The organism is Paraflavitalea sp. (assembly GCF_059502485.1).
Genome location: NZ_JCACET010000008.1, coordinates 896,548 through 917,779, shown reverse-complemented (window position 1 = coordinate 917,779; position 21,232 = coordinate 896,548). Strand labels below are relative to the sequence as shown.

Genomic DNA, 21,232 nt, shown 5'->3' with positions numbered 1-21,232 from the left:
ATCACTGCTTTACGACACGCTATGTATAGCAGGCAGGACTCGAACCTGCACCCTCTTCGTTCCAGGCGAAGTATCCAACCAATTGGAATGCTGCTATATTTTTGGAAAAGCAGCCTCCCGCAGCATCGCGGAAGGACTACTATATCCTCCTTTCTGCACCTAATATATTTACAGCTTGATGCTGTTGATCATCTTCAAGGCATCACTTCCCTGATCCACGGCATTCAATACATCAAACACTTTATCACTCCAACCGGCTATCAGGCATATATCGTCGCGTTGAACGTTCAATGGCGCCATACCATAACCGATCAGGTCAAACAGGTACAGCTTTGCCTGCGGCGCTATACGCTTGTATTGGCTCCACAAGTTGCCGATGTTTTCAGCACCACTGTTACTGTTCCACAACTGACAGTCGGTAAAGACCATTACTTTATCTACGCGCTGTCTTCGGTCTAACAGGTCTTTGATTACCAGGTAACCGTTGGTACTATACCCCACTTCTCCTTCACGACGATGAAACTCTTCTACGTTCGCCAGTACCTGGTTACGTGGCAGGTTGATCACTTTCCACTTATCGCCAAACATACCCGTGATCACATTACCACAACGGTGTTGCAGCAACATCGCCAGCATAAGGCCGATATCATAGTTCTGCACCTTGCTCTTTGCACTGATCGCTCTTTGCATACTTCCACTTACATCGGCAGCTATTACTACACGGGTATCTTCGTCATAGCCGACAATGTTTGCTGCACTGTGCAACACCGCTTTCTCCAATGCTTCGAGCACCTTACTTACCAACCCATGTTGTACGCTCTTCAGTTCACGATAAGCACTCAGAAAACGGAATGGCAGTTGCCGGCTCTTTGCCACAGCTTTTGCATCAGACAGATAATCACACACTGCATCGATAGCTTCCCGGCTAACATCCGCTTCCAGTATGTTGCGCAGGTTACGCAAAGTGGCCATGTATCCCAGCCGCTTGCTGAAGATCAACTCTTCCCATTTTTCTGTAAATGCAGAACGCTTCACCTCTTCACTCACATACCGAAGTTGTCCCAGACCGCTCAGTTCAGTTTCCCAGGTGTAAGGAATAGCCAGCTCACCCTGTGCGATCTTATCAAACAAAGCTTGCTGTGCTTCATCCCTTGCCATAGGGTGCACCAGGAACAATGCGTCCTTCAAAGTAACCTGTGCAGCCCGGTTGTATTTGGCAAACTGGTATTCATCAAACATATTGAAGGATATAGCCAGCCCCTTCTGCACTTGCTTGCTCAGTTTGTTCAACTGTTTGAAGCCAGTGCGGCTGTTGGCTTGTCCATACAGCGCCAGCAATTCTGTGATCTCATCTGCACGTTGTACCACCCGGCTTGTCAGCCTGCTTATCAGGTTATCTCCCTGGTGCAACTTTGCCAGTTCCACCACCAACACCAGCGGTACACTACGCAGGTTCATTACTTCCCGTGCATACACAGCCAGCCTGGCTACAAACACAGCATCACATTGTCCGATCAATGAGCGGATACGATCCAGACGCTTATCGCTCTTTTCGTAAAACTGATCACTCAATGCAGTAGTCACTACTGCTGTGTACAACTCCATTTCAGGGGTCAATACAAAGGCCTTTTCTCCTTCATAGTTGATCACCAGTTTTGTTTTACGTATACTGATGTTGAATCTCATGGCTATACTTTTACACTTTTATCATTGCTGCAGCATTACTGCAGTTATCTTGTTTTTATTTACCGCAATGCATATTCTGCCGGGTGTTGCGTTTTGTCGACGACTGTATTGTCGATTGTCTTTTTATTGCCGGTCTTCTTTTTCGTTAGCAGTTCCATGATGAACTTTATCGCCAGCACGATCAATATCAATTTCATACGTACCTCCTTCATTGTTGCTTATACGGGGCAACAAAAAACCCGGTCAGTGTATTGACCGGGTTTGTATTTTTCGCAACACAGGATCACTCCTGTATCGGGATACATTCCGGTCGTTTTCTTATCTGCTGTTGATCATTACGTTTGCCAATACTGCCTTGTATGTTTATCGCATAGCAAGGCCTGTTGGACAGTTCACAATGATCTGCCAATACCATAAATCGTATGGTCGTTGTTTTTTTCTGCATAGTGTAAAAACAAAAAACCCCGCGTGGAGCGGGGCTTTCGTTGTATCTCGGTTTCGTAGTTCTCTACAAATTACCTGGTAACATAACATGCCCCGCATAGCTGGTATAATCCTCGCCGGGATTAAACCATTTCGCTGTTTCAATATGCATCTGTATGCGTAGCATGATCTGTGTTTTTAATTTTTTTGTCACTGCAAAGGTGTAATTATTTTTTTATTCCCACCAACTTTTTCTAAAAAATATTTTTAGGAACATAAATTTCAGCCGCGGAATACCCTATACTCTACCGGGCTTGTACAAGTGATGCCGGATGGCGTAAATGATGATGCCAGCTGTATTTTTCACATCCATCTTTTCCATGATCTTCATGCGCAATCCTTCTACTGTACGCACGCTCAGGAATATTTTCTCAGCGATTTCTTTGCTGGTGAGTCCATTACAGATGTAGGTAATAATATCTAATTCACGCTCGCTGAATTCAGGTTTATTCTGCAGCTTGTGGGGATTGAACTTACTCTTCGCCACCATCTGCGCTAACTTGTTGGAGGTATGACGACAATAATAAGGCTGCTGGTTATATACCGATTTGATCGCTTCTACTATTTCATACTTATCTGCATTTTTCAGCAGGTAGCCTTTAGCACCGGCCTCCAGCATGTCAATGATAAGATCCTCTTCATCAAACATGGTCAGTGCAATAATGCCAACATCGGGATGATGTTCTGCCAGGTGGCGGGTAGCAGTAGCTCCATCCATATTAGGCATCTTTACGTCGCTGATCACAATATCTGGATGCAGGGCCTTTACCTGATCTATCAGTTCTTTACCATCGGCGGCCTCACCTATCAGCTCTATATCTGGCTGCTTTGTAATCACCATGCGTAGGCCGTCGCGGTATATTTCATGATCATCAGCAATAATCACTTTAATATTGCCGTGTACTTTCATACGAATAAGTTAGTTTCAAACAGGAATTTCAAATGTGTACATCGTCCCCTTGCCTGGCTCCGACTGACAGGTCAATTCTCCACCCATCACCTCTGCCCGGCTTTGCAAGTTACGAAGTCCGAGGCCCGGATTGTCTTTTACCTTTGTAAAATAATTGAATCCTTTTCCATTATCTGCGGTCATTAGTAAAAGACGGTCCACTTCGATCACTATTTTTATCATTAGCCAGGTAGCTTCTGCGTGTTTTACGGTGTTATGAAGTACCTCCTGGATAATCCTGTAAATATTGATCTCTTTATGCTGGTCGAGATGCAGCTCCTGTTCACAAAGGAACTTGATCTGCAACCCATACACCTGCTGGTTGTTGCTCACCAATTCTTCAATGGCCTTCTGCAACCCCTTTCTGACAAGTGTATTCGGCATCAGGTTATTGGATATCTCCCTGAGCTTACCAATAATAGTATCGATATGCGTGCTGGATTTGCCAATCACTGCCTGGTCACCGGGATCATTGGTGTCGAGACTGTTGATCTGAAGCTTAACTGCTGATAACAGGGGGCCCAACTCATCATGTAGGTCGGAAGCGATACGTTTACGCTCCTTTTCCAGGGTATCGATCTCAGCCTGGATCTTTTCCTTGTGCATGCGAAGGCTTCTTCGTTGGTAGCGGATAATGGTAATGATATAGTACAGGAGAATGGTACCTACCACCGCTACTACGATCAGAAGGGAGTCGTAAAGTTTTGCTTCCGAGGAATCCATAGTATCGCGACTGCGTATAGAATATTAACCAATAGGTTCGAATATACGTTTATTTCCTGCAGGTTAGCGCGAAATAATCTGGTTACACTCTGCCTCACTACTGACAAGCTTGTGACACACACCATTACAAAAAAAGTATAGAATATAATTATTCCGAGGCAGATGAGGAACTTGGGATTGCGGAAAATATTCCCCCGCTCATGCACCACTACTTTATTGAAGGTGTTCACACTAAAAAATATCAGCGCGAACGAGTATACGATGAGGAAGTAGAAATTGGTCTCTTTAATTCCATGGATGAATACAGAGCTGATCAGCCACAAAACAAAAAAAGTACCTACTATGGCATAGAAGACGTTTTTTCGCCTGTCAAAAAGGCCCCAGTTGTGAAATAGCCAGATGAAGAGATAGGACTCTATGAGAGAATAAATATGCAGAGAAAGAAAATGCGCCGTACGCAATTCGTTGATAGTAAGAATACGCACGACCACCTCCATGGTAAACGAAAGCCAAGTATAATAGAGGAAGGGATAGTAAGCCGGGTCTATCTTCCGGAACCTTACTATCCCGATTATTACTGCAACAATAATGCTCAGACTCAGTATAAAGCGAACAGTATTATCCATTAGTAAAATATCACGGGGTATTAATTAATAAGTAACTGACATGACGAGCCGGATTAAGGCGCAGAAGAATCTTTGTAGCAGGGAGGCGTACACTGGCCATATTCGAAGCCACCTTCACCGTCGTCTCCATCTTTCGCTGCAAGAGTAGAGCCACGTCTAACATACAGGTCTCCGCCTTTTTTGTCCACGCCTACAAGGATCAATCTTACATCCTGTTGACCATTTTTCTCCATTCCGGTAGAACCGTAATAAACCCGGATACCGATGCAATTGGAATCTTTCAACAGGTCAATAATACTTTTTTTGTTGAAAGCCTCTGCAAGGGGAATAAACAAATAGGGCACCTTGTTCTTAATGGTATCCCTGTCCTGGATGAAACGCTTCCTATAAACAGCAATGGAATCCTTGGGAATGTAGTGATCCCTCATCCCAAGTTCAGTCGTGTCTTTGGGAACAGGGATCCATACGCCATCCCCTTTAGGGCCGCCGCAGGAAACGAAAAATAAGGTTAAACAAACGGCCCCGGTAAAAAAAAGGGCTAAAGGGATCGATCTTCTGAGGTTAGTTGTCATAAAAACTGAATTTTGAGGTTTAAACAGTCAAACAGTGGCTAAAGATATTCGTAAACACACTGCAACCCCTCACGTAGAACTACTTATTTTACCTACACGCAATACGATACACATCCGGTACTTCATCGCTTGTCCCGCTTGGTTATTTATAACAACTTTGGTAACCTTAACTTTTTACCCCCGCTAACCTTATACAACCTTGCATCCTAAACCGTACTTTTTCTTAACTGTGTGATTTCGTAAACCACTTAAAACCTCGTATCATGAAACGCGAATACCCGGCGATTACGAAAGACGCTCCCATGCTTACTTTCATTGAAAACAGCACACCCTCCGTTGTGATCAGAATGAGCAGCTCCTGGGAGGTTTTGCAAGGCTATTACCTGGAGAAAATTCAGGAGCTCAACAACAGGCTCCGGGAATTGAATATAATGGAAAATGCCCGGGAGATCTCAGGGGTCTGCCATGAGATCATCCGGGCAAAAAAAGCATTACAAAAGCTCAATACAAAGACCGGCTATCTGGCCTGACCGGCACTGTTTACACAAAATTAAAATAGCCTCCCTTGTTCACCGGGCCGCCTGAACTGTGAACAATCCAGTTCCAGCCGTTCGTGGTTCAACCCATACTTGTTGGTATACTTCCGGTATTGCATGCTCACCATTTCTGCAATATTACCCTCGCCGCGCATACGCACGCCAAAGCGGCTGTCATTCACCTTTCCGTCGTGACTGGCCTCGATCATATGCCAAACCTTGTCGGCCCGGTCGGGGAAATTCTTATACAACCAGTCGTGAAAGAGCAGCTTGATCGCGCCATTCAACCTGATAAAGGTATAGGCAGAGAAAGTGGCGCCGTTCTCACTGGCCTTTTTGATGATGTTGTGCATGTCATGCTCGTTGAGCCCGGGTATCATTGGCCCCAGCATTACCCCCATGCGCACCCCTGCATCGCTGAGCTCCTTAATTACCCGGAATCGCTGGGAAGCAGTGGTAGTACGGGGTTCCATCACCCGGCGCAGGTCTTCATCAAGTGAGGTAATGGATATCAATGCAGTTACGAGATTCTTTTTAGCCATTTCCTGCAGCAGGTCTTTATCCCGCAGTATTCCTGCATTTTTGGTAATAATGCCTACCGGCTGGTTAAATTCGAGGCATACCTGCAGGCACTGACGGGTAAGCTCAAACTTCTTTTCTGCAGGCTGGTAGCAATCGGTATTTCCGCTAAGGCTCAGCGGAACACATTGCCATTTGGGATTCATGAGGAACTTGCGCAACAGCTCAGGCGCGTTTTTCTTCACGATGATCTTCCGCTCGAAGTCGAGCCCCGCACTATAGCCCCAATACTCGAAGGAGTTGCGCGCATAACAATAGATGCAGCCATGTTCGCATCCCTGGTAAGGATTCATGCTATAGTACATGCCTACATCAGGACTGTCTACTTTATTGACAAAGCTTTTGGACTGTTCTTCGAGGAATTGGGTAGCTACGTTGGGATCACTCCAGTCGTCGATGGATTCTATATGCTCTCTTACCCTTTCATTTTTCAGGAACCTGTTCTTAGTATTGATCTGCGCGCCGCGTCCTTTAAAATAGGCATCAGGTCTCTCTTCTTGTGGCGTTTCCATAGTCTAATCTCATTTAGTGGTCACAAAAAAAACAACACACCCTCCTGTCCCGCAGACGCCTGTGGAAACAGGTACCATAAAGGGACAGGAATCAGGTGGGTGTGCATGCTGCTGAAAAAGCTCAGACAAACAACTCCCCTTGTTTGGTACTTACAGGCAGATTCATAAACTCAAATCGCTGTGCGATCTGCCATGATTTATCCCCTGCCCGTCTTTTCAGCAATAACATGCTATCCGCAATGAACCGGCCGGTAAAATGCCGGTGAGAGTACTCAAGCCATCCCTTTTCGTATTGCCACGGCAATAATTTGCGGGCAATATGGATATGCGGATCATCGATAAAATAAGGTTTATGCTCATTGTCCAGCTTCATGAGGCGCTGAGATACTTTGATCTCCCGTACGAGGTTTTGAACGGGCTCTTTAGTGGTAACATTGATGAATAACGTATGACTGGGAAAGCTGCCATAATCCTTTAGCTCCACCTTGAAAGGGTGGTAGCCCATGGCTACTGTTTTGAGGCGGTTAACGATCCTTTCTTCCAGCATTTCCAACTGGGTAAAGGAGGCCAGCGTCAGGTCTACTTTGGCGCCCAACGCAGAGGTGGCCTGGTAGGTTTCGTAAAAGTCTTTCCTCACCTGCAGCACCCGGTTGCGCAGCTCCTCATGCGGCAATAACACCAGCATGTATTCGCTCAACCTCAGCTGACTGGTATAGTCGTCATAAAAAGCCCTGGGTGTTCCATGAACTTTTTTACCGGGTAGTACTTGCATATTCTTTTTCATAATTATTTTTTAAAGATGTTGATCAGGCCACTTCCGACCAGGGTTGCCTGCTGGGAGAAAATGGAAACACATTGACTGTTTTGCAGTTGTCGAACTGATGGGCCCTTCTTAATAACCTGAGTTCATTGACCATGAAGGTTTCATGAAAGGTTTTTTGCGAATAATTGAACATGGCCCTGGTATAAACAGTTTCTGGCAGGCGGCGGGCAATACTAAGATGTGGTTTGGCAATAAGCCTTACCGGTGGGCAGGAAGAAGAACGCACCAGGTCGTCCACAGCCTTCAGCTGATGATTGAGTTGCAAAAAGGGCAGCGGGTCCTGCACCCTTAAATAAATAGTATGCGGCGGAAAACCACTGTAATTATTAAGCGTCACCTTGAAAGGCTGTTGCAGGTCGCAAATGCGCTGTATCCAGCGTATGAGTGTCCCCTCCATGGCTTCGCGGGCAAGGAAGCTGGCCACTATAATATGGTGCCCCGTTTTGATAGCCGCCTTCTCCCGGTACTCCTCATAAAACTCCTGCTGCTGCGCCAACACTTTATGCTGCACCGCCACATCCGGGTCCACCACCAGCAGGTACTCGTAGAGGCCATGTTCAGTCCATCCGGAGTGTGTATTATTTTTTGCCGCTTCCATGAATAAAATTTTACCTGATCATTATTTTAGCATAAATTTACTAAATAATTTAGTAGATCAAAATTAATTTTATGGACGAGGATGTTTATTACAACCCGGCCTACAGGGGTTCGAAACAATACAACCAGTGGGAGGTGAAGACGGCCGATGCTACCGGGTTTGGCGCCGCAGCAGATGATTACATGGAAAGAGGTATTGACCTCAACGAACAACTGATCCATAATAAACCAGCTACTTTTTTCATGCGCGTGCGAGGTAATGCGATGGTGGATGCGGGCATACATGATGGAGATATTGTAATTGTAGACCGCAGCATCAAAGCGGCGAGCGGCAAAGTGATCATTGCAGTATTAAATGGCGAGATGTTGATCCGCCGCATGGAAAAAACATTCAACAAATTGCGACTGGTGCCAGATACACCCAAACTGGCCCCCATTGAAATAGATGCCTCCTGCGATTCTTTTGAAGTATGGGGCGTAGTAACCTGGGTTATCCATGCACCATAAATAAACATACTGTCCATGCCATTAAACCTATCCTAAGGGCAGGGGCCGGTCGAAAACGTAAAGGATCATAACAGATAAGTGTAGCAGAAAAGCATCACTCTTAATTACCCGGAGGAAAGAAACTGTTTATCCGGATACCTGACCGGCCCATTTTTTTATACAAACAAAGTATGGCATGAAAGCAATCGTTGACTGTAACAGCTTCTATTGTTCCTGCGAAAGGCTCTTCAGGCCCGACCTCATCAGGAAACCGGTGGTAGTGCTTAGCAATAACGATGGCTGCATCGTATCCCGGAGTGATGAAGCCAAGAACCTGGGCGTACAAATGGCAGGGCCTTATTTCCAGGCCCGTCCCATTATCCAACAACACAACATTGCTGTCTTTTCTTCCAACTACAATCTTTACGGCGACCTGAGCTGGCGGGTAATGGAAACCTTGCGCACCCTTTCACCCATGGTTGAAGTATATTCAGTAGATGAAGCTTTCCTGGACCTTAGCCAGGTACCAGCCGATGAGCTGGAAGCAACAGCCCTCCACATTCGCCAAACTGTTGAGCAATGGACAGGCATCTCCGTCTCCATTGGTGTAGCCCCCACAAAAACGTTGGCCAAGCTGGCCAATTACCTTGCCAAGAAAAACAAACAAGCTACCAATTGTATCAAGGTACTCGCCACGCCCGAGCAGATAGCACCTGCCCTTCAGAGTACGCGTGTGAACAATGTGTGGGGCGTAGGGCGAGCCTTTGCCAATAAACTGATCAACCAGGGCATCACCAGCGCCTGGGAGCTTAGCAATATGCCCGAAGAATGGGGCCACCGGCACATGGGCGGCATCACCGGAGTGCGCCTGCTAAGAGAGCTGAAAGGTATTCCGGCCATCGACCTCGAAGAACCCTTGAAGGTGAAAAAGATGATCGCCACGACTCGCATGTTTGGTGAACCGGTAGGAGATATCGAATCCATCAAAGAAGCAGTAGCCACTTATACTACCCGCGCAGCCGAGAAACTACGCCGCCAGCACAGCGCTGCCAAAGTAGTCAGCGTATTCATTGTAAGTAAGGAACAGGATCACCTGATCGATTTCAATTACGGGCCCTCCATCAGCTCACATACCACCCTGCCCTCCGCTACCTCCATCACACAAGAGCTGATCAAACCCGCCGTAGGGCTCGTAGAACAACTGTACACACGCGGCAAAGAATACAAGAAAGCCGGCGTGATGCTCAGTGGACTGGTTCCTGACAACTCTATACAAGGCAACCTGTTCGTTGCACCGGAAAAGAACAATAACCGCTTCCTCATGGAAGTACTGGACAATGTAAACTTCAGCATGCGCAACGATATTTTAAAGTTTGGCGCCGTAGGCAGCGACCGCAACTGGAAAATGCGGCAGGAGCTGCACAGCTCACGTTATACCACCCGGTGGGATGAATTATTTGAGGTAAGGTAGTAACTTGGCAAAAAACTATTCATGCGGGTTGCCTCCTTATTCCTGTTATTGTTCTGCCTCAACGCTGCCGCTCAACAACGGCCCAATATCCTTTACATCATGAGCGATGACCATGATGCAGATGCCATCAGCGCTTACAACAAGACCCTAATTTCCACCCCCAATATCGACCGCCTTGCCAAAGAAGGCATGCAGTTCAGAAAAGCCTTTGTAGGCAATGCCATTTGCGGCCCCTCCCGGGCTACGCTGCTCACTGGTCAACATTCACACAAGAACGGTGTATTGAATAATCGCAACCGTTTTGATTCCTCACGCAGCAGCCTGCCCAAATTACTGCAACAAGCCGGCTACCAAACCGCCGTCATAGGCAAGTGGCACTTGCACTCTTATCCCACTGGCTTCGACTTCTGGAAAATACTCCCAGGCCAGGGATTGTATGTCAATCCGCGCATCATCGATATGAATGGCGACACCACCACTTACAAAGGATATGCAACAGACGTGATCACCGATGAAGCGTTGAACTGGCTGCGCAACCGCGACAGCAACAAACCTTTCCTGCTACTCCTGCACCACAAAGCGCCACACCGTTATTTCCTGGCGCCACTCAAATACATTGAACAGTTTAAAGACAAAGCATTCCCGGAACCACCCACCTTGTATACTGACACTGCCGGTCATGGCGCCGCCTGGCAACTGCAAACGATGAGCATCCTGCCCGACATGAAGCTGTCCAGCGACCTGAAGGTTGACCCGAAGTATTTGATGAACATTCCCGCACTTAAGCCCGACTCTGCTGAGATCGCTTACTACAATAGCATCATGAACCGCATACCGGAGCCAGACCGCAACCGGATTAAAGCGATCTACGCAAAACGCGGCGAGATCATTCAACGGGAACAGCCCTCCGGCAAGCAGTTATTGAAGTATAAGTTTCAGTGGTACCTGCAGGATTACCTGGCTTGTGTTGCGAGTATCGATGAAAACATTGGGCGCGTACTGGACTATCTCGACAGCTCACGCCTGACGAATCAAACAATGGTGATGTATACCAGCGACCAGGGCTTTTATCTTGGCGAAAATGGCTGGTTTGACAAACGATGGATGTACGACGTATCCATGCAAACGCCGCTGCTGGTAAGGTGGCCAGGGCATATCAAGCCGGCATCGGTGTCTGATGCCCTCGTACAAAATATAGACTTCGCGCCTACCATGCTGCAAGCCACCAATACAACCACTCCTCAATGGATGCAGGGATTGAGCCTGTTGCCTGTTCTTACCGGCAAACAAAAGACCTTGAACCGGCCTCATCTGTATTATCACTTCTATGAATATAAGGCCGATCACACCGTATTGCAGCATTTCGGCATACGCGGCGAACGTTACAAGCTGATCTACTTTTATATAGTAAAAGAGTGGGAGTTTTATGACCTGCAACAAGACCCGCAGGAGCAACGTAACCTCATCCGTTCGGCTACACACCAGACCATGATCACAAAGATGAAGAAAGACCTGGTGCAGTTAAGAAAGCAATACGAGGATAATGAACCGGTATTGGAATAGCCATTAATCAAAGAAACTAATCTGAGTCCCCCCGACAGGCTTGCCCGGTTGAATAAACTGCGGCTTTTGAAGATGCAGATCGCAAGCCGGGTTGAGCTTATCGATCAGATAAGCGATCAATTCAGGACAATACATTTCATCGGGCATGTGCACAAACATATATAACTCCTCCAGCCCATTGTTGATCCAATGTGTGATACGTTCTACCCAGGCGTCACTACGGGTATAATCAGTAGGATGTAACAAATTGCACACAAACCGTACAAATGTTTTGGGAACAGTCAGGTGCATATGAGCGCAATCCCTTCTGCCAGACGTATCGGTGATGACAGCCCCTATTTTCAACGTACGTAAGATATCGAAGAGTTCTTTCTTAATAACGGGATCGGAGAACCACTGGGGATGCCGCACTTCGAGGAAGAAGGTAAGGTCAGTTGGCAGGGAGGCCAGGTATTTAAAGAGAGGCTCCCGACGGCTGGGAGCATAGCTTTCACTCACCTGCAAAAAGATGGGGCCCAGGTGTTCTTCAAACGCCAGCACACCTTCAAGAAAAGCAGAGGTCTGATCGAAGACATTGGCAAAGTTGCTGTAGTGGCTAATGAGCTGCGGTACTTTGGGACAAAACTTAAATTCCCGGCCTTCGGCCCTCACTGCCCATTTACCGATCTCGGCAGGGCTGTATATCTTATAGTGGGTAGCGTTGAGCTCTATGCAATTGAAGTGCTTCACGTATTGCTCCATGAAGCCAGCTTCTTTGGTGCCTTTTGGGTACACCCTTCCTATCCAGGATTTGTCGCCCGAACGGGGTACACCCAGGTACACTTGCGGTTTACCGGTCCTTTTACCGGGCAATACAAGGCGGTTGTCTACCGGTTCGGCGGGGAGGGTAAAATCAACACTGTTCAACTGTTCCTGAGGCAACTTCCCAAAATCCATGGCAATATTTTGTGGCTTCAAATCTAAATCATAATGTTTTAGCGTACAATTGTTTAGCCAATGTTTCCAGGTAGAAGATAATGGTCAAACAATCAATTCGTTAGCATTTTTTCGCATCTTTAAAATATACAAGGGCTTTGCGCGTCTACCTATTTATACAATGCAGAAGACCCTGACGATAACACCGGGCATGGCTGGAGAAACGAAACGCAATATCACCCAGGTCATCAATGACTACAGCAAAAGGCTGATGGGCTTTATTCGTAAGCGGGTAACTAATGAAGCTGATGCAGAAGACGTGCTACAGGATGTGTTTTACCAGTTTATGGGTAACACGCAGCCCATCGAGCAAATGAGCGCCTGGTTGTTCACAGTGGCCCGCAACAAGATCACCGACCGGCAGCGGAAGCACAAACCGGAAGCATTGGAAGACGTATTCAAGGATGAAGAAGGCGAGGATTCTATCAACTGGAGTGAACTCTTGTTCGATGCCAGCAACAATCCCGAAAAGGAGTACCTGCGCGCTTTGTTCTGGGAAGAGTTGAACGCAGCCCTGGCGGAGTTGCCGGCAGAACAAAGAGAAGTGTTCATTCGCCATGAGCTGGAAGGCGTTTCCTTTAAAGAGATGGCAGAAAAAACCGGCGAGACGGTGAATACCTTGATCAGCCGGAAACGATACGCGGTACTGCATTTGCGTGAACGTCTTAGTGTATTGAAAGATGAATTATTAAATTATTAACCCTATAAATGAGTGTTATGAGAGGTAGAAGATCCAAACCGGCCAAAGGATTTATTATCCTTGTGTGTATTGTAGGTTTCATTTCGTTATTCAGCTTCATTGTGATGAAGTTGTGGAATGCTGTTTTACCAGATGTTTTACATGTAAGTACGATCAACTTCTGGCAGGCGATGGGCATCCTGGTGCTGTCGAAAATATTGTTTGGCGGCTTTGGCCCCTGGGGAGGCAAGAAGCATGAATGGAAAAAGAAGATGCAGGACAAATGGCAACACATGACCCCTGAAGAAAGGAGCCGCTTTAAGGAGACACTCGAAAAGCGTTTTGAAGGTCGCTTTGGCCGCCGCTGGTGTGTTCCGGATTTTGACAAGGAAGAGAAACGCAAAGATGAGTCCGCCAACAACCAGGCTAATGCCGAGTAAATGCTATTCCTGATTCAACTGCTAAATATGGACATCCTCGTTTTTAAAACCAATTTGCGCTACCGGAAGAACATCAATCACATTGGTGCGCACCTGGATAACCTGCAAGGAATGATACGATGGAATGTAGACCTGCACGACAAGGACAAGATCCTGCGCATTGAATCAAAAGACCTGAGCCCGCGTGTAGTTGAAAATACCCTGAGCCACGCGGGCTACTCCTGCAAAGAACTGGAATAGCCCCTTACCTGATCTGCGGAAAAGTGATGCCCGTTACTTTTCGGAAAATATCTACTGCATAGAGGTCGGTCATACCGGAAATAAAATCCACTACAGATTGCGTATCCTCATAAAGCCTGTCCGGCTCGCCGGTAACACCAAACTGTTTAGAGATGAGTTGTAACAGCTTACTCGACTTGGGCGATTTGGGCGTTATCACAGCAGTAAAGAACTCTTTCAGCAATTCCCCGATCACATTATACCCTGCGATCTCGATCTCTACTACCGAACGGTGATTATAGATATGCTGCACTGAAAAGGCATCGATCTTTTTAATAAGTTCCAACTCACGTGGCGGCAGGTAATCGATGAGTGCTTTACCCACTGTTCCGTTAAGCAACTCCGCTTCTTTTTCCATGAATACACTACGTACACGATTGATCAGGAAGTTGATCAGCCTTGCCCGTAAAAACTCTACCTTACGGTTGGCATCATGGATCTTATTGAAAGACTCTTCAACCCGCTCCCGGGAGTCATAATCCTTTCCTTCATCAAAGAAGGCCAGAAAAAGGTCTTTAATGGTATCGATAGAAATGATATTAAGGCGGTGCGCATCTTCAAAGTCGATGACCCGGTAGCAAATATCGTCAGCTGCTTCCACGAGGTACACAAAAGGATGGCGGGCAAACACATTTCGTTGAGCATCCTGTTGCGGAATGCCCAACTGCTGTGTAATATGTTTGTAAGTATCTATTTCCGAATCAAAAAAGCCAGACTTTTTAGTGATAAGCTGCCCCTTGGTAAACCCGCTCAGCGAATCCGCGGGATACTTGACAATAGAAGCCAGCGTGGCGTAGGTTAGCCGGAAGCCGCCAGGGGCATCTTCTCCAAACCTGTGCGTGAGTGTGCGGAAAGCATTGGCATTACCCTCGAAATACAGGAAATCCCGTTGCTGGTTGGGCGTAAGCTTCTCTTCAAACATTTTTTTGGCGTCACCCGTAAGCTCCCGGAAGAAAGTCCGGATCGCCTCTTCACCGGAATGCCCAAAAGGCGGGTTACCTATATCATGCGCCAGGCAGCCCGCAGCAATTACAGCAGGCAACTCATATTTATAAAACTCTATGAACTCCTCTTTTTCGCCGGGATATTTTGCTGCAATGGCCTCTCCCACAGCTTTTCCCAAAGAGCGGCCAACAGAAGCCACTTCGAGGCTATGCGTTAACCGATTGTGTACAAATACCGGCCCGGGCAGGGGAAATACCTGTGTCTTATTCTGCAACCTGCGAAAAGCAGAGGAGAATATAATACGGTCATAATCCCGTTGAAAGGAAGTCCGGATGGCATCCGTATAAGTAGCTGATGAATTTTCGGAACCTGTGCGGCGGGCACTGTAAAGTTGTTGCCAGTTCATGCGCGTAAAGATAAGGGAGGTACAGACGTGAAAAGTGCAGTGTTAGCACCACGTTGATAACCGCCTTATTGATACTTTTTCATCAATTGATATAAGACCTTGTCGTCGGGCGCAGTGAGCGTGCGGCCAAGGGTATCCTGCAGGAAGTGCCTTCTGAAAGCCCGGATGGCGGCTGTTGTATCAGCCATATCGTACCCTACGAGGCGCAGGGCGGTCAGGTGATCGAACGACGGCGGCATCATCACGTTGGTTGTATCGTCGTACCACATGCCAAAGCCCCGCTGCGCCAGGCGCTGCCAGGGAAAGAATACATTGGGATCAACCTTGCGCTTGGGAGCAATATCACTATGGCCGATAAAATTGGCCGCAGGGATGGTATACTTTCTTTTGAGCGTGTCCAACAGTTTGAGCAGGCTCACGATCTGCGGTTCAGAAAAAGACTCATACCCGTCATTGTCCAGCTCTATACCAATAGAAGAAGAATTGATGTCGGTGTTATTACCCCATCTACTTACACCGGCCTGCCACGCACGCAGGTAATCGTTGAGCATATGATGAACAGTGCCATCTTCGCAAATAACATAATGCGCACTCACTTTGGAACGCTCAACAGTAAATGTCTTCAGCGTTTGCTCGCAGGATTTCTGTGCCGTATGGTGTATGATGACAAAGTTAGGCTTCCGCAGATCGAAGTTGACAGTACCTACTGCATAAGGTGGTGTTACAGCGGAGTCCAATGCCATTGGCGGAGGCAGGGGCTGCAAGCTTTTGGACAGGCTTTTAGACTGTTTCTTATAAGTCTTATTAGTTGCAATGTAGGGATTACGCGAGCAGCTATGAATGGCTGCTGCGAGAGATAAGCAGATGGCGATAACCGGGATTAATCGGGTAAAGGCTTGCATAAACGATTTGATTGAGGAGCCTTCGACGAGCTCAGGCTGACAACTACTTCCTACGTTGGGGAGGACCGTATCTTCTTTTCTTCTTTTGTGCCGATCTGCCTGGATGTTGGGCGCGATAATCAGGCACGGGTCCCAGTTCCTGGGGCACCATGGCCTTTTTAACCGGCTTACCCAGCAGCGCTTCAATATCTGCAAAACGGCGTTGCTCTTTTTCACTTACGAAGGTGATGGCCATTCCATCCGATTCGGCACGTGCAGTACGGCCAATACGGTGAATGTAGTCAGCCCCGTCATGCGGCACGTCATAGTTGATCACCAGGTCGATATTATCGATATCGATACCCCGTGAAAGAATGTCGGTAGCCACCAGGATAGGCACCTTACCGCTTTTAAAATTCAACAACACATCTTCACGTTCTGCCTGTTCAAGGTCAGAATGTATCTCTGCTATTCTGAAGCGGGCCCTTTGCAGCTCACGGTTCAGTTGTTTTACGTTCTGTTTGCGCGAGCAGAAAATGAGCACCATTTTGAAGTTGGTACTCCGCAATATGTATTGTACCAGCGGCAACTTCTGAGGCTCGTATACGATGAATGCCTCCTGTACGATCTTTTCCGGAGGCCGGGAAATAGCGATGTTCACTTCTTCAGGCTCGTGCAGGATCTTCCGGGCCAGGGAACGGATCTTCTCGGCCATGGTGGCGGAGAAAAGCAGGTTCTGACGTTTGACCGGCAGGTGAGAGATGATCTTCATGATATCGTCATGAAAACCCATGTCCAGCATACGATCAGCCTCGTCGAGCACCAGGAATTGCAGGCCCGATAGCTTGGCATAGCCCATATTGAGGTGGGCAATGAGACGGCCAGGGGTGGCGATCACAAAATCCACACCTTTAGAAAGTGCATTCTTTTCGGTAGCAAAGTTCATCCCGTCATTACCTCCATACACGGCAATAGAGCTGATGGAAGTAAAGTACGACAGCCCTTCCAGGTTCTGGGAGATCTGGATAGCCAGCTCCCGGGTAGGAACGAGCACGATGCAGTTTACCTGTCCGTCATTACTATGTTGGAGAAGCCGGTGGATGATGGGGAGCAGGAAAGCGGCCGTTTTACCGGTTCCTGTCTGGGCGCATGCGATGATATCCCGGCCCTGTAAGATCTTAGGGATTACCTGTTCCTGAATGGGGGTAGCAACCTCATACCCAGTCGATTCTATGCTTTCCATCAAGGCAGGATCGAGTCCAAATTCTGTGAAATTCATTGAATAATTACGATGTTATCTAAAAAACCAATTCCTGTAAAGATAACATAAAAAATCCCCCTTTGTGAAAAAGGGGGATTTAAGGTAAAATGCGACAGGAATAATAATCCGGTTAGTTACCGCCGAGGCCGCCGCCACCGCCGTTAACGCGCTTGTTCTCGTCTTCGAGACCAGTATTGCGCTGGCGGGCTGCTTTCACCTCATTGCTACCGAAGCGGTAGGTAAAGTTGATTTTGAACTGGCGGCTTTCCCAGTTTCCATTAGCCCTTGTGTATTGGCTGCCATAATCACTGGTACCTTTCCATTTCATGGTTTTGAAGATATCGCTCACAGCCACTTTCACAGTTCCTTTATTCTTCAACACTGTTTTTGAAAGACCACCATCGATGCCACCCAGGCCGATACTCTTGAAAGTACCCTGCCAGATAGAGGGGGCAGTATAGAATCCGCTGATCTCACCGATCCAGCCCTTGCCGAAACGGAAAGTTTGCTGAGCATACACGTTGAAAGAGAACACGTCCAGGTCAATGGCGCCCAGCGGGCCTTCATCCGACTGGTATTTGGAATAATAAGTATTGATGTTGGCAAACACCCCATACCATTTGTACTGGAAGGGATAGCTTACGTTAAGGCTGATGATATCCTGCTTAGCCAGGTTCTCAGTAGTGATGTAGCCTTTTGACTTTTCAGTCACACCCAGTATCTGTGAAAAGATGTCCTGCACGTGGCTATAGTTCAGGGTGGTGGTCAAAGTATACTTCCACACGTGCGTCAACCCAAAGCTATTGGTGTATTGAGGCGTCAGCATGGTATTACCCTTCTGGTAAGTGTACTCATCGAGCCTGAACTCGAAGGGGTTCAGGTTCTGGTAGGCCGGACGGTCAATACGACGGCTATAAGTCACTGTCCACTGGCTCATCGGGTTCTTGTTGAAGGTCACCGCTGCACTTGGGAAGAAGTCGGTGTAGTTACGCTTGAAGGTAGAATCGTAAGTAACATAGTTGTTGTTGTTATCCAGCTTCAGACCGGTAGAATGGCCTTTGGCATTTGTATTCTCGGCACGTACACCTACCTGGATCATAAACCCTTTGAATCCCTTGTTATAGTTTACATACAGGGCATTGATGTTTTCCTTATAATCGAAATCGTTGCTGCGGTCCTTATCCAACTCTTTACCACTGTTCAACACATTATAGGTAGCGAAGTCATTGGCTGTTTGTACATAAGAGAATTTACCTCCTACACCCAGTTTACCACCTTTAAGATTCTGCTCATAATCTGCCTTGAACGAATAAATATCGATGTCTGTAGGCGCCACCATATTATACACCCTGTTGGCGATGATAGCCGTTTCAGTTGGGTTATAATAAGTGTTAGGCTGCATCTGATCATTCTTGATCCGGTACAAACCGTAGTCGCCATCTAACGATAATGACCTGCCGGAAGTATCGGTATAGCGATAGTTCAGGTTGAAGTTCGCATTATCTCTTTTTGAATCGCTGGTATTGTTGGCCACCAATATCCTGTCAACAGTCTTGGTAGGTATGTAACTGATCGGCGTGCGGCTGAAGTTATCGAAACCATTCTTGGAGAAGTTACCATTGATCATCGCACCGATGGTACTTCTTTTGGAAAGCGTCATGTCGGCGCCTACTTTGAATACATGGCTCTCATTGAACCCATTCATTTTGGTAGCACCGTCAAAAAGGGTGTCTTTGTTGCCATCAGCCGGTGCCACATCCACTTCACGATACAGCCACATGTTGTTCCTGTTGTCGCTGTGATTGTAGTTGTAGTTACCATACACGTTCAGAACTTTGTTACGGTTGTTCAGAGAAATACCACCATTGTATTTAGGGAACACACCGATGGCATAACCACCGTTGATAGATCCGTTGGTTCCGTATGACTTATTCTTTTTGAGCCTGATGTTGATGATACCACCATTACCTGCCGCTTCATATTTGGCAGAAGGGTTGGTGATGATCTCGATAGCTTCAATAGAAGAAGACTGCATGGTCTTGAGGTAGTCAGACAGGTCTTTACCAGATAAAGGCGTTGGACGGCCATCGATGAATACCTGTACACCGTTCTTACCACTCAGGCTCAGGTTATCATCTTTGTCCACCAGTACACCAGGCGATTTACGCAACAGCTCCAGGGCATCCTGGCCTACTGCATTCACGCTACCCTCTACATTGAGAATAGTTTTATCGGCTTTCACTTCGATCACTGGCTTGCGATAGGCAACAGTTACTTCTTTGAGGTTACCGGTTGCTTTGCTCAAACCAAAATCGGGACCTTTCAGGTCGCCGCTGCCGCTGTAATCGAAGGAAGGGGAATTTTTACCGTCATGCCCCACGAAGGAAGCATATACAAAATACTGTCCTGCGGCAATACCTGTGAAACTGTATTGACCAGCAGTGTTTGTAACGCCCAATTTAACAGTGGAGGAATCTTTTACTTTTTTAAGTGCTACAGAAGCACCGGATAGGTTTTTACCCTGATCATCCTTTACGTTACCCGTTATATTCTGTGCCTGGGTCATGGCAACACATACGGATAACAGTAAAGTCAATAGGCTCAACTTTCTCATGGCTATTTTTATTTTAAAATTTGGTCGGCAAAACTATCAGGACGTTACAGTTTTATGACAATCTATACATCAGCGGTAAATAAAGCCCACCAGCGGCAAAGGGTGTTTGGCCATCATTTACTTTTCACTGAATTTATTGGCTATTAATAGGTTAAGCGGGCTAAATGCGACTCGGCAGCCCATTTGTTCGGATCGGGTCGGAGGTCTTTGAAGCAAGACTGTTACAAGCCTTGTCAGCCTCAGGTCAGCCGCAAGTGTTTCTTCCATCCTGGGGTCATCTTAGGGTCATCCTGGGGTTTTCTTAGGGTTATTGGAAGCTTTTAACCCTAAGATAAACGGAGGATAACCCTGGCTTAATCTGAAAAAGAGTTAATGAAGAAGCCTTGAAGGCTGAGCGATTAAGGGTGGGTGGCACGAAACACCGTTTACGGGTGGTACCGTTTTTGAAACATTTATCTCAACAAACACGATTGTATCACTTTTAAAATATTGTTTTATGGCAACGTTAACCGGAAAAAGGGTAGCCATCCTGACCGAAAATGGCTTCGAAGAAACAGAACTCACCAGTCCTAAAAAGGCGCTGGAAGAGGCAGGCGCCAAGGTAGATATCGTATCACCCCAGGCAGAAAAGGTCAAAGCCTGGGACCATGACCATTGGTCTATCGACCTGCCGGTGGACATACAGGTGGAGAAAGCGAAGGTGGAAGACTACGATGCGTTGGTGATTCCGGGTGGGGTGATCAATCCCGACCAGATGCGTATCAATAAACACTGTGTGGAATTCGCACAACAATTCCTGGAAGCAGGCAAACCAGTCGCAGCCATTTGCCACGGACCTCAATTGCTGATCGAAACAGGCATGATCGATGGCCGCAACATGACATCGTACCCATCCATTAAATCCGACCTCCAAAATGCGGGCGTGATCTGGGTCGATAAAGAAGTGGTAACCGACAATGGCCTTGTGACGAGCCGCAGTCCCAAAGACCTGCCGGCATTCAATAAAAAGATGATTGAAGAAATAAAAGAAGGAGTTCACTCACCTGCAGCCTATACACCAGGCCCTGCACATTAAGATCTTCGGGCATGAACAGAAAGGACAAGCCATGGTTAGCAATAGCCATGGCTTTCCTGTTTTATAGATCG

22 protein-coding genes and 1 tRNA gene are annotated in these 21,232 nt (G+C 47.0%); 8 read left to right on the top strand and 15 right to left on the bottom strand.

Translation table 11 applies throughout. The features are described from left to right. Positions 1-24: 24 nt before the first annotated feature. The 7 genes from AC5JBY_RS06560 to AC5JBY_RS06530 form a co-directional block, all read right to left on the bottom strand. A tRNA-Pro gene (locus AC5JBY_RS06560) sits at positions 25-97 on the bottom strand. Positions 98-168: 71 nt separating this feature from the next. Continuing rightward, positions 169-1,686: a TROVE domain-containing protein gene (locus AC5JBY_RS06555; protein ID WP_495903767.1), complete on the bottom strand. Its 1,518-nt coding sequence runs from the start codon at positions 1,684-1,686 to the stop codon at positions 169-171. A 59-nt stretch (positions 1,687-1,745) separates the two neighbouring features. Next, positions 1,746-1,883, bottom strand: a complete 138-nt coding sequence (locus AC5JBY_RS06550; RefSeq protein ID WP_495903766.1) for a hypothetical protein — start codon at positions 1,881-1,883, stop codon at positions 1,746-1,748. 524 nt (positions 1,884-2,407) lie between these two features. Further along, positions 2,408-3,079, bottom strand: a complete 672-nt coding sequence (locus tag AC5JBY_RS06545; protein WP_495903765.1) for a response regulator — start codon at positions 3,077-3,079, stop codon at positions 2,408-2,410. A 15-nt stretch (positions 3,080-3,094) separates the two neighbouring features. Continuing rightward, complete coding sequence (locus AC5JBY_RS06540) at positions 3,095-3,841, bottom strand: sensor histidine kinase (RefSeq protein ID WP_495903764.1); 747 nt, start codon at positions 3,839-3,841, stop codon at positions 3,095-3,097. Beyond that, positions 3,802-4,467: a hypothetical protein gene (locus AC5JBY_RS06535; RefSeq protein WP_495903763.1), complete on the bottom strand. Its 666-nt coding sequence runs from the start codon at positions 4,465-4,467 to the stop codon at positions 3,802-3,804. Before AC5JBY_RS06535 ends, AC5JBY_RS06540 begins: the two co-directional genes overlap by 40 nt. Before the next feature lie 53 nt (positions 4,468-4,520). Further along, positions 4,521-5,039: a hypothetical protein gene (locus AC5JBY_RS06530; protein ID WP_495903762.1), complete on the bottom strand. Its 519-nt coding sequence runs from the start codon at positions 5,037-5,039 to the stop codon at positions 4,521-4,523. 263 nt (positions 5,040-5,302) lie between these two features. On the opposite strand from AC5JBY_RS06530, the gene AC5JBY_RS06525 reads away from it, so the two are divergent. Continuing rightward, a complete protein-coding gene (locus AC5JBY_RS06525) occupies positions 5,303-5,569 on the top strand; it encodes a hypothetical protein (protein WP_495903761.1) in 267 nt (88 codons plus the stop codon). 20 nt (positions 5,570-5,589) lie between these two features. Here AC5JBY_RS06525 and AC5JBY_RS06520 read toward each other — a convergent pair whose 3' ends face one another. The 3 genes from AC5JBY_RS06520 to AC5JBY_RS06510 all read right to left on the bottom strand — a co-directional run bounded on the left by AC5JBY_RS06520 (position 5,590) and on the right by AC5JBY_RS06510 (position 8,087). After that, a complete protein-coding gene (locus AC5JBY_RS06520) occupies positions 5,590-6,666 on the bottom strand; it encodes a PA0069 family radical SAM protein (protein WP_495903760.1) in 1,077 nt (358 codons plus the stop codon). A 121-nt stretch (positions 6,667-6,787) separates the two neighbouring features. After that, a complete protein-coding gene (locus AC5JBY_RS06515) occupies positions 6,788-7,450 on the bottom strand; it encodes a 2'-5' RNA ligase family protein (RefSeq protein WP_495903759.1) in 663 nt (220 codons plus the stop codon). 22 nt (positions 7,451-7,472) lie between these two features. Then, the gene (locus AC5JBY_RS06510; RefSeq protein ID WP_495903758.1) at positions 7,473-8,087 is read right to left on the bottom strand and encodes a 2'-5' RNA ligase family protein; all 615 of its coding nucleotides are present in this window, start codon (positions 8,085-8,087) and stop codon (positions 7,473-7,475) included. Between the two features lie 71 nt (positions 8,088-8,158). Here AC5JBY_RS06510 and AC5JBY_RS06505 point away from each other — a divergent pair, with 71 nt between their 5' ends. The 3 genes from AC5JBY_RS06505 (at position 8,159) to AC5JBY_RS06495 (ending at position 11,606) form a co-directional block, all read left to right on the top strand. Beyond that, on the top strand, positions 8,159-8,593 hold the full coding sequence (locus tag AC5JBY_RS06505; protein ID WP_495903757.1) for a LexA family protein: 435 nt from the start codon (positions 8,159-8,161) through the stop codon (positions 8,591-8,593). A gap of 175 nt (positions 8,594-8,768) precedes the next feature. Continuing rightward, positions 8,769-10,043, top strand: a complete 1,275-nt coding sequence (locus tag AC5JBY_RS06500) for a Y-family DNA polymerase (protein WP_495903756.1) — start codon at positions 8,769-8,771, stop codon at positions 10,041-10,043. Positions 10,044-10,064: 21 nt separating this feature from the next. Beyond that, positions 10,065-11,606, top strand: coding sequence for a sulfatase family protein (locus AC5JBY_RS06495; RefSeq protein WP_495903755.1), 1,542 nt, complete (start codon positions 10,065-10,067; stop codon positions 11,604-11,606). A 3-nt stretch (positions 11,607-11,609) separates the two neighbouring features. Here the strand turns inward: AC5JBY_RS06495 and AC5JBY_RS06490 are convergent, their stop codons facing one another. After that, complete coding sequence (locus AC5JBY_RS06490) at positions 11,610-12,542, bottom strand: DUF72 domain-containing protein (RefSeq protein ID WP_495903754.1); 933 nt, start codon at positions 12,540-12,542, stop codon at positions 11,610-11,612. 160 nt (positions 12,543-12,702) lie between these two features. Between AC5JBY_RS06490 and AC5JBY_RS06485 the strand changes: the two genes are divergently transcribed. The 3 genes from AC5JBY_RS06485 to AC5JBY_RS06475 are packed head-to-tail and all read left to right on the top strand — an operon-like array spanning position 12,703 to position 13,940. Next, entirely contained in the window at positions 12,703-13,281 is a 579-nt protein-coding gene (locus tag AC5JBY_RS06485; RefSeq protein WP_495903753.1) for an RNA polymerase sigma factor, read from the top strand. Between the two features lie 17 nt (positions 13,282-13,298). Further along, positions 13,299-13,700 (top strand): hypothetical protein, encoded by a 402-nt coding sequence (locus AC5JBY_RS06480; protein ID WP_495903752.1) that lies wholly within the window; start codon positions 13,299-13,301, stop codon positions 13,698-13,700. 27 nt (positions 13,701-13,727) lie between these two features. Further along, positions 13,728-13,940, top strand: coding sequence for a hypothetical protein (locus AC5JBY_RS06475; RefSeq protein WP_495903751.1), 213 nt, complete (start codon positions 13,728-13,730; stop codon positions 13,938-13,940). Between the two features lie 4 nt (positions 13,941-13,944). Here the strand turns inward: AC5JBY_RS06475 and AC5JBY_RS06470 are convergent, their stop codons facing one another. The 4 genes from AC5JBY_RS06470 to AC5JBY_RS06455 all read right to left on the bottom strand — a co-directional run bounded on the left by AC5JBY_RS06470 (position 13,945) and on the right by AC5JBY_RS06455 (position 20,086). Next, positions 13,945-15,330 (bottom strand): deoxyguanosinetriphosphate triphosphohydrolase, encoded by a 1,386-nt coding sequence (locus tag AC5JBY_RS06470; RefSeq protein WP_495903750.1) that lies wholly within the window; start codon positions 15,328-15,330, stop codon positions 13,945-13,947. A gap of 65 nt (positions 15,331-15,395) precedes the next feature. Continuing rightward, a complete protein-coding gene (locus AC5JBY_RS06465) occupies positions 15,396-16,232 on the bottom strand; it encodes an N-acetylmuramoyl-L-alanine amidase (RefSeq protein WP_495903749.1) in 837 nt (278 codons plus the stop codon). Positions 16,233-16,275: 43 nt separating this feature from the next. Next, complete coding sequence (locus AC5JBY_RS06460) at positions 16,276-17,490, bottom strand: DEAD/DEAH box helicase (RefSeq protein WP_495903748.1); 1,215 nt, start codon at positions 17,488-17,490, stop codon at positions 16,276-16,278. A gap of 112 nt (positions 17,491-17,602) precedes the next feature. Further along, positions 17,603-20,086, bottom strand: coding sequence for a TonB-dependent receptor domain-containing protein (locus AC5JBY_RS06455; protein ID WP_495903747.1), 2,484 nt, complete (start codon positions 20,084-20,086; stop codon positions 17,603-17,605). Between the two features lie 496 nt (positions 20,087-20,582). Here AC5JBY_RS06455 and AC5JBY_RS06450 point away from each other — a divergent pair, with 496 nt between their 5' ends. Next, entirely contained in the window at positions 20,583-21,161 is a 579-nt protein-coding gene (locus AC5JBY_RS06450) for a type 1 glutamine amidotransferase domain-containing protein (RefSeq protein WP_495903746.1), read from the top strand. The last annotated feature ends 71 nt before the right edge of the window (positions 21,162-21,232 follow it).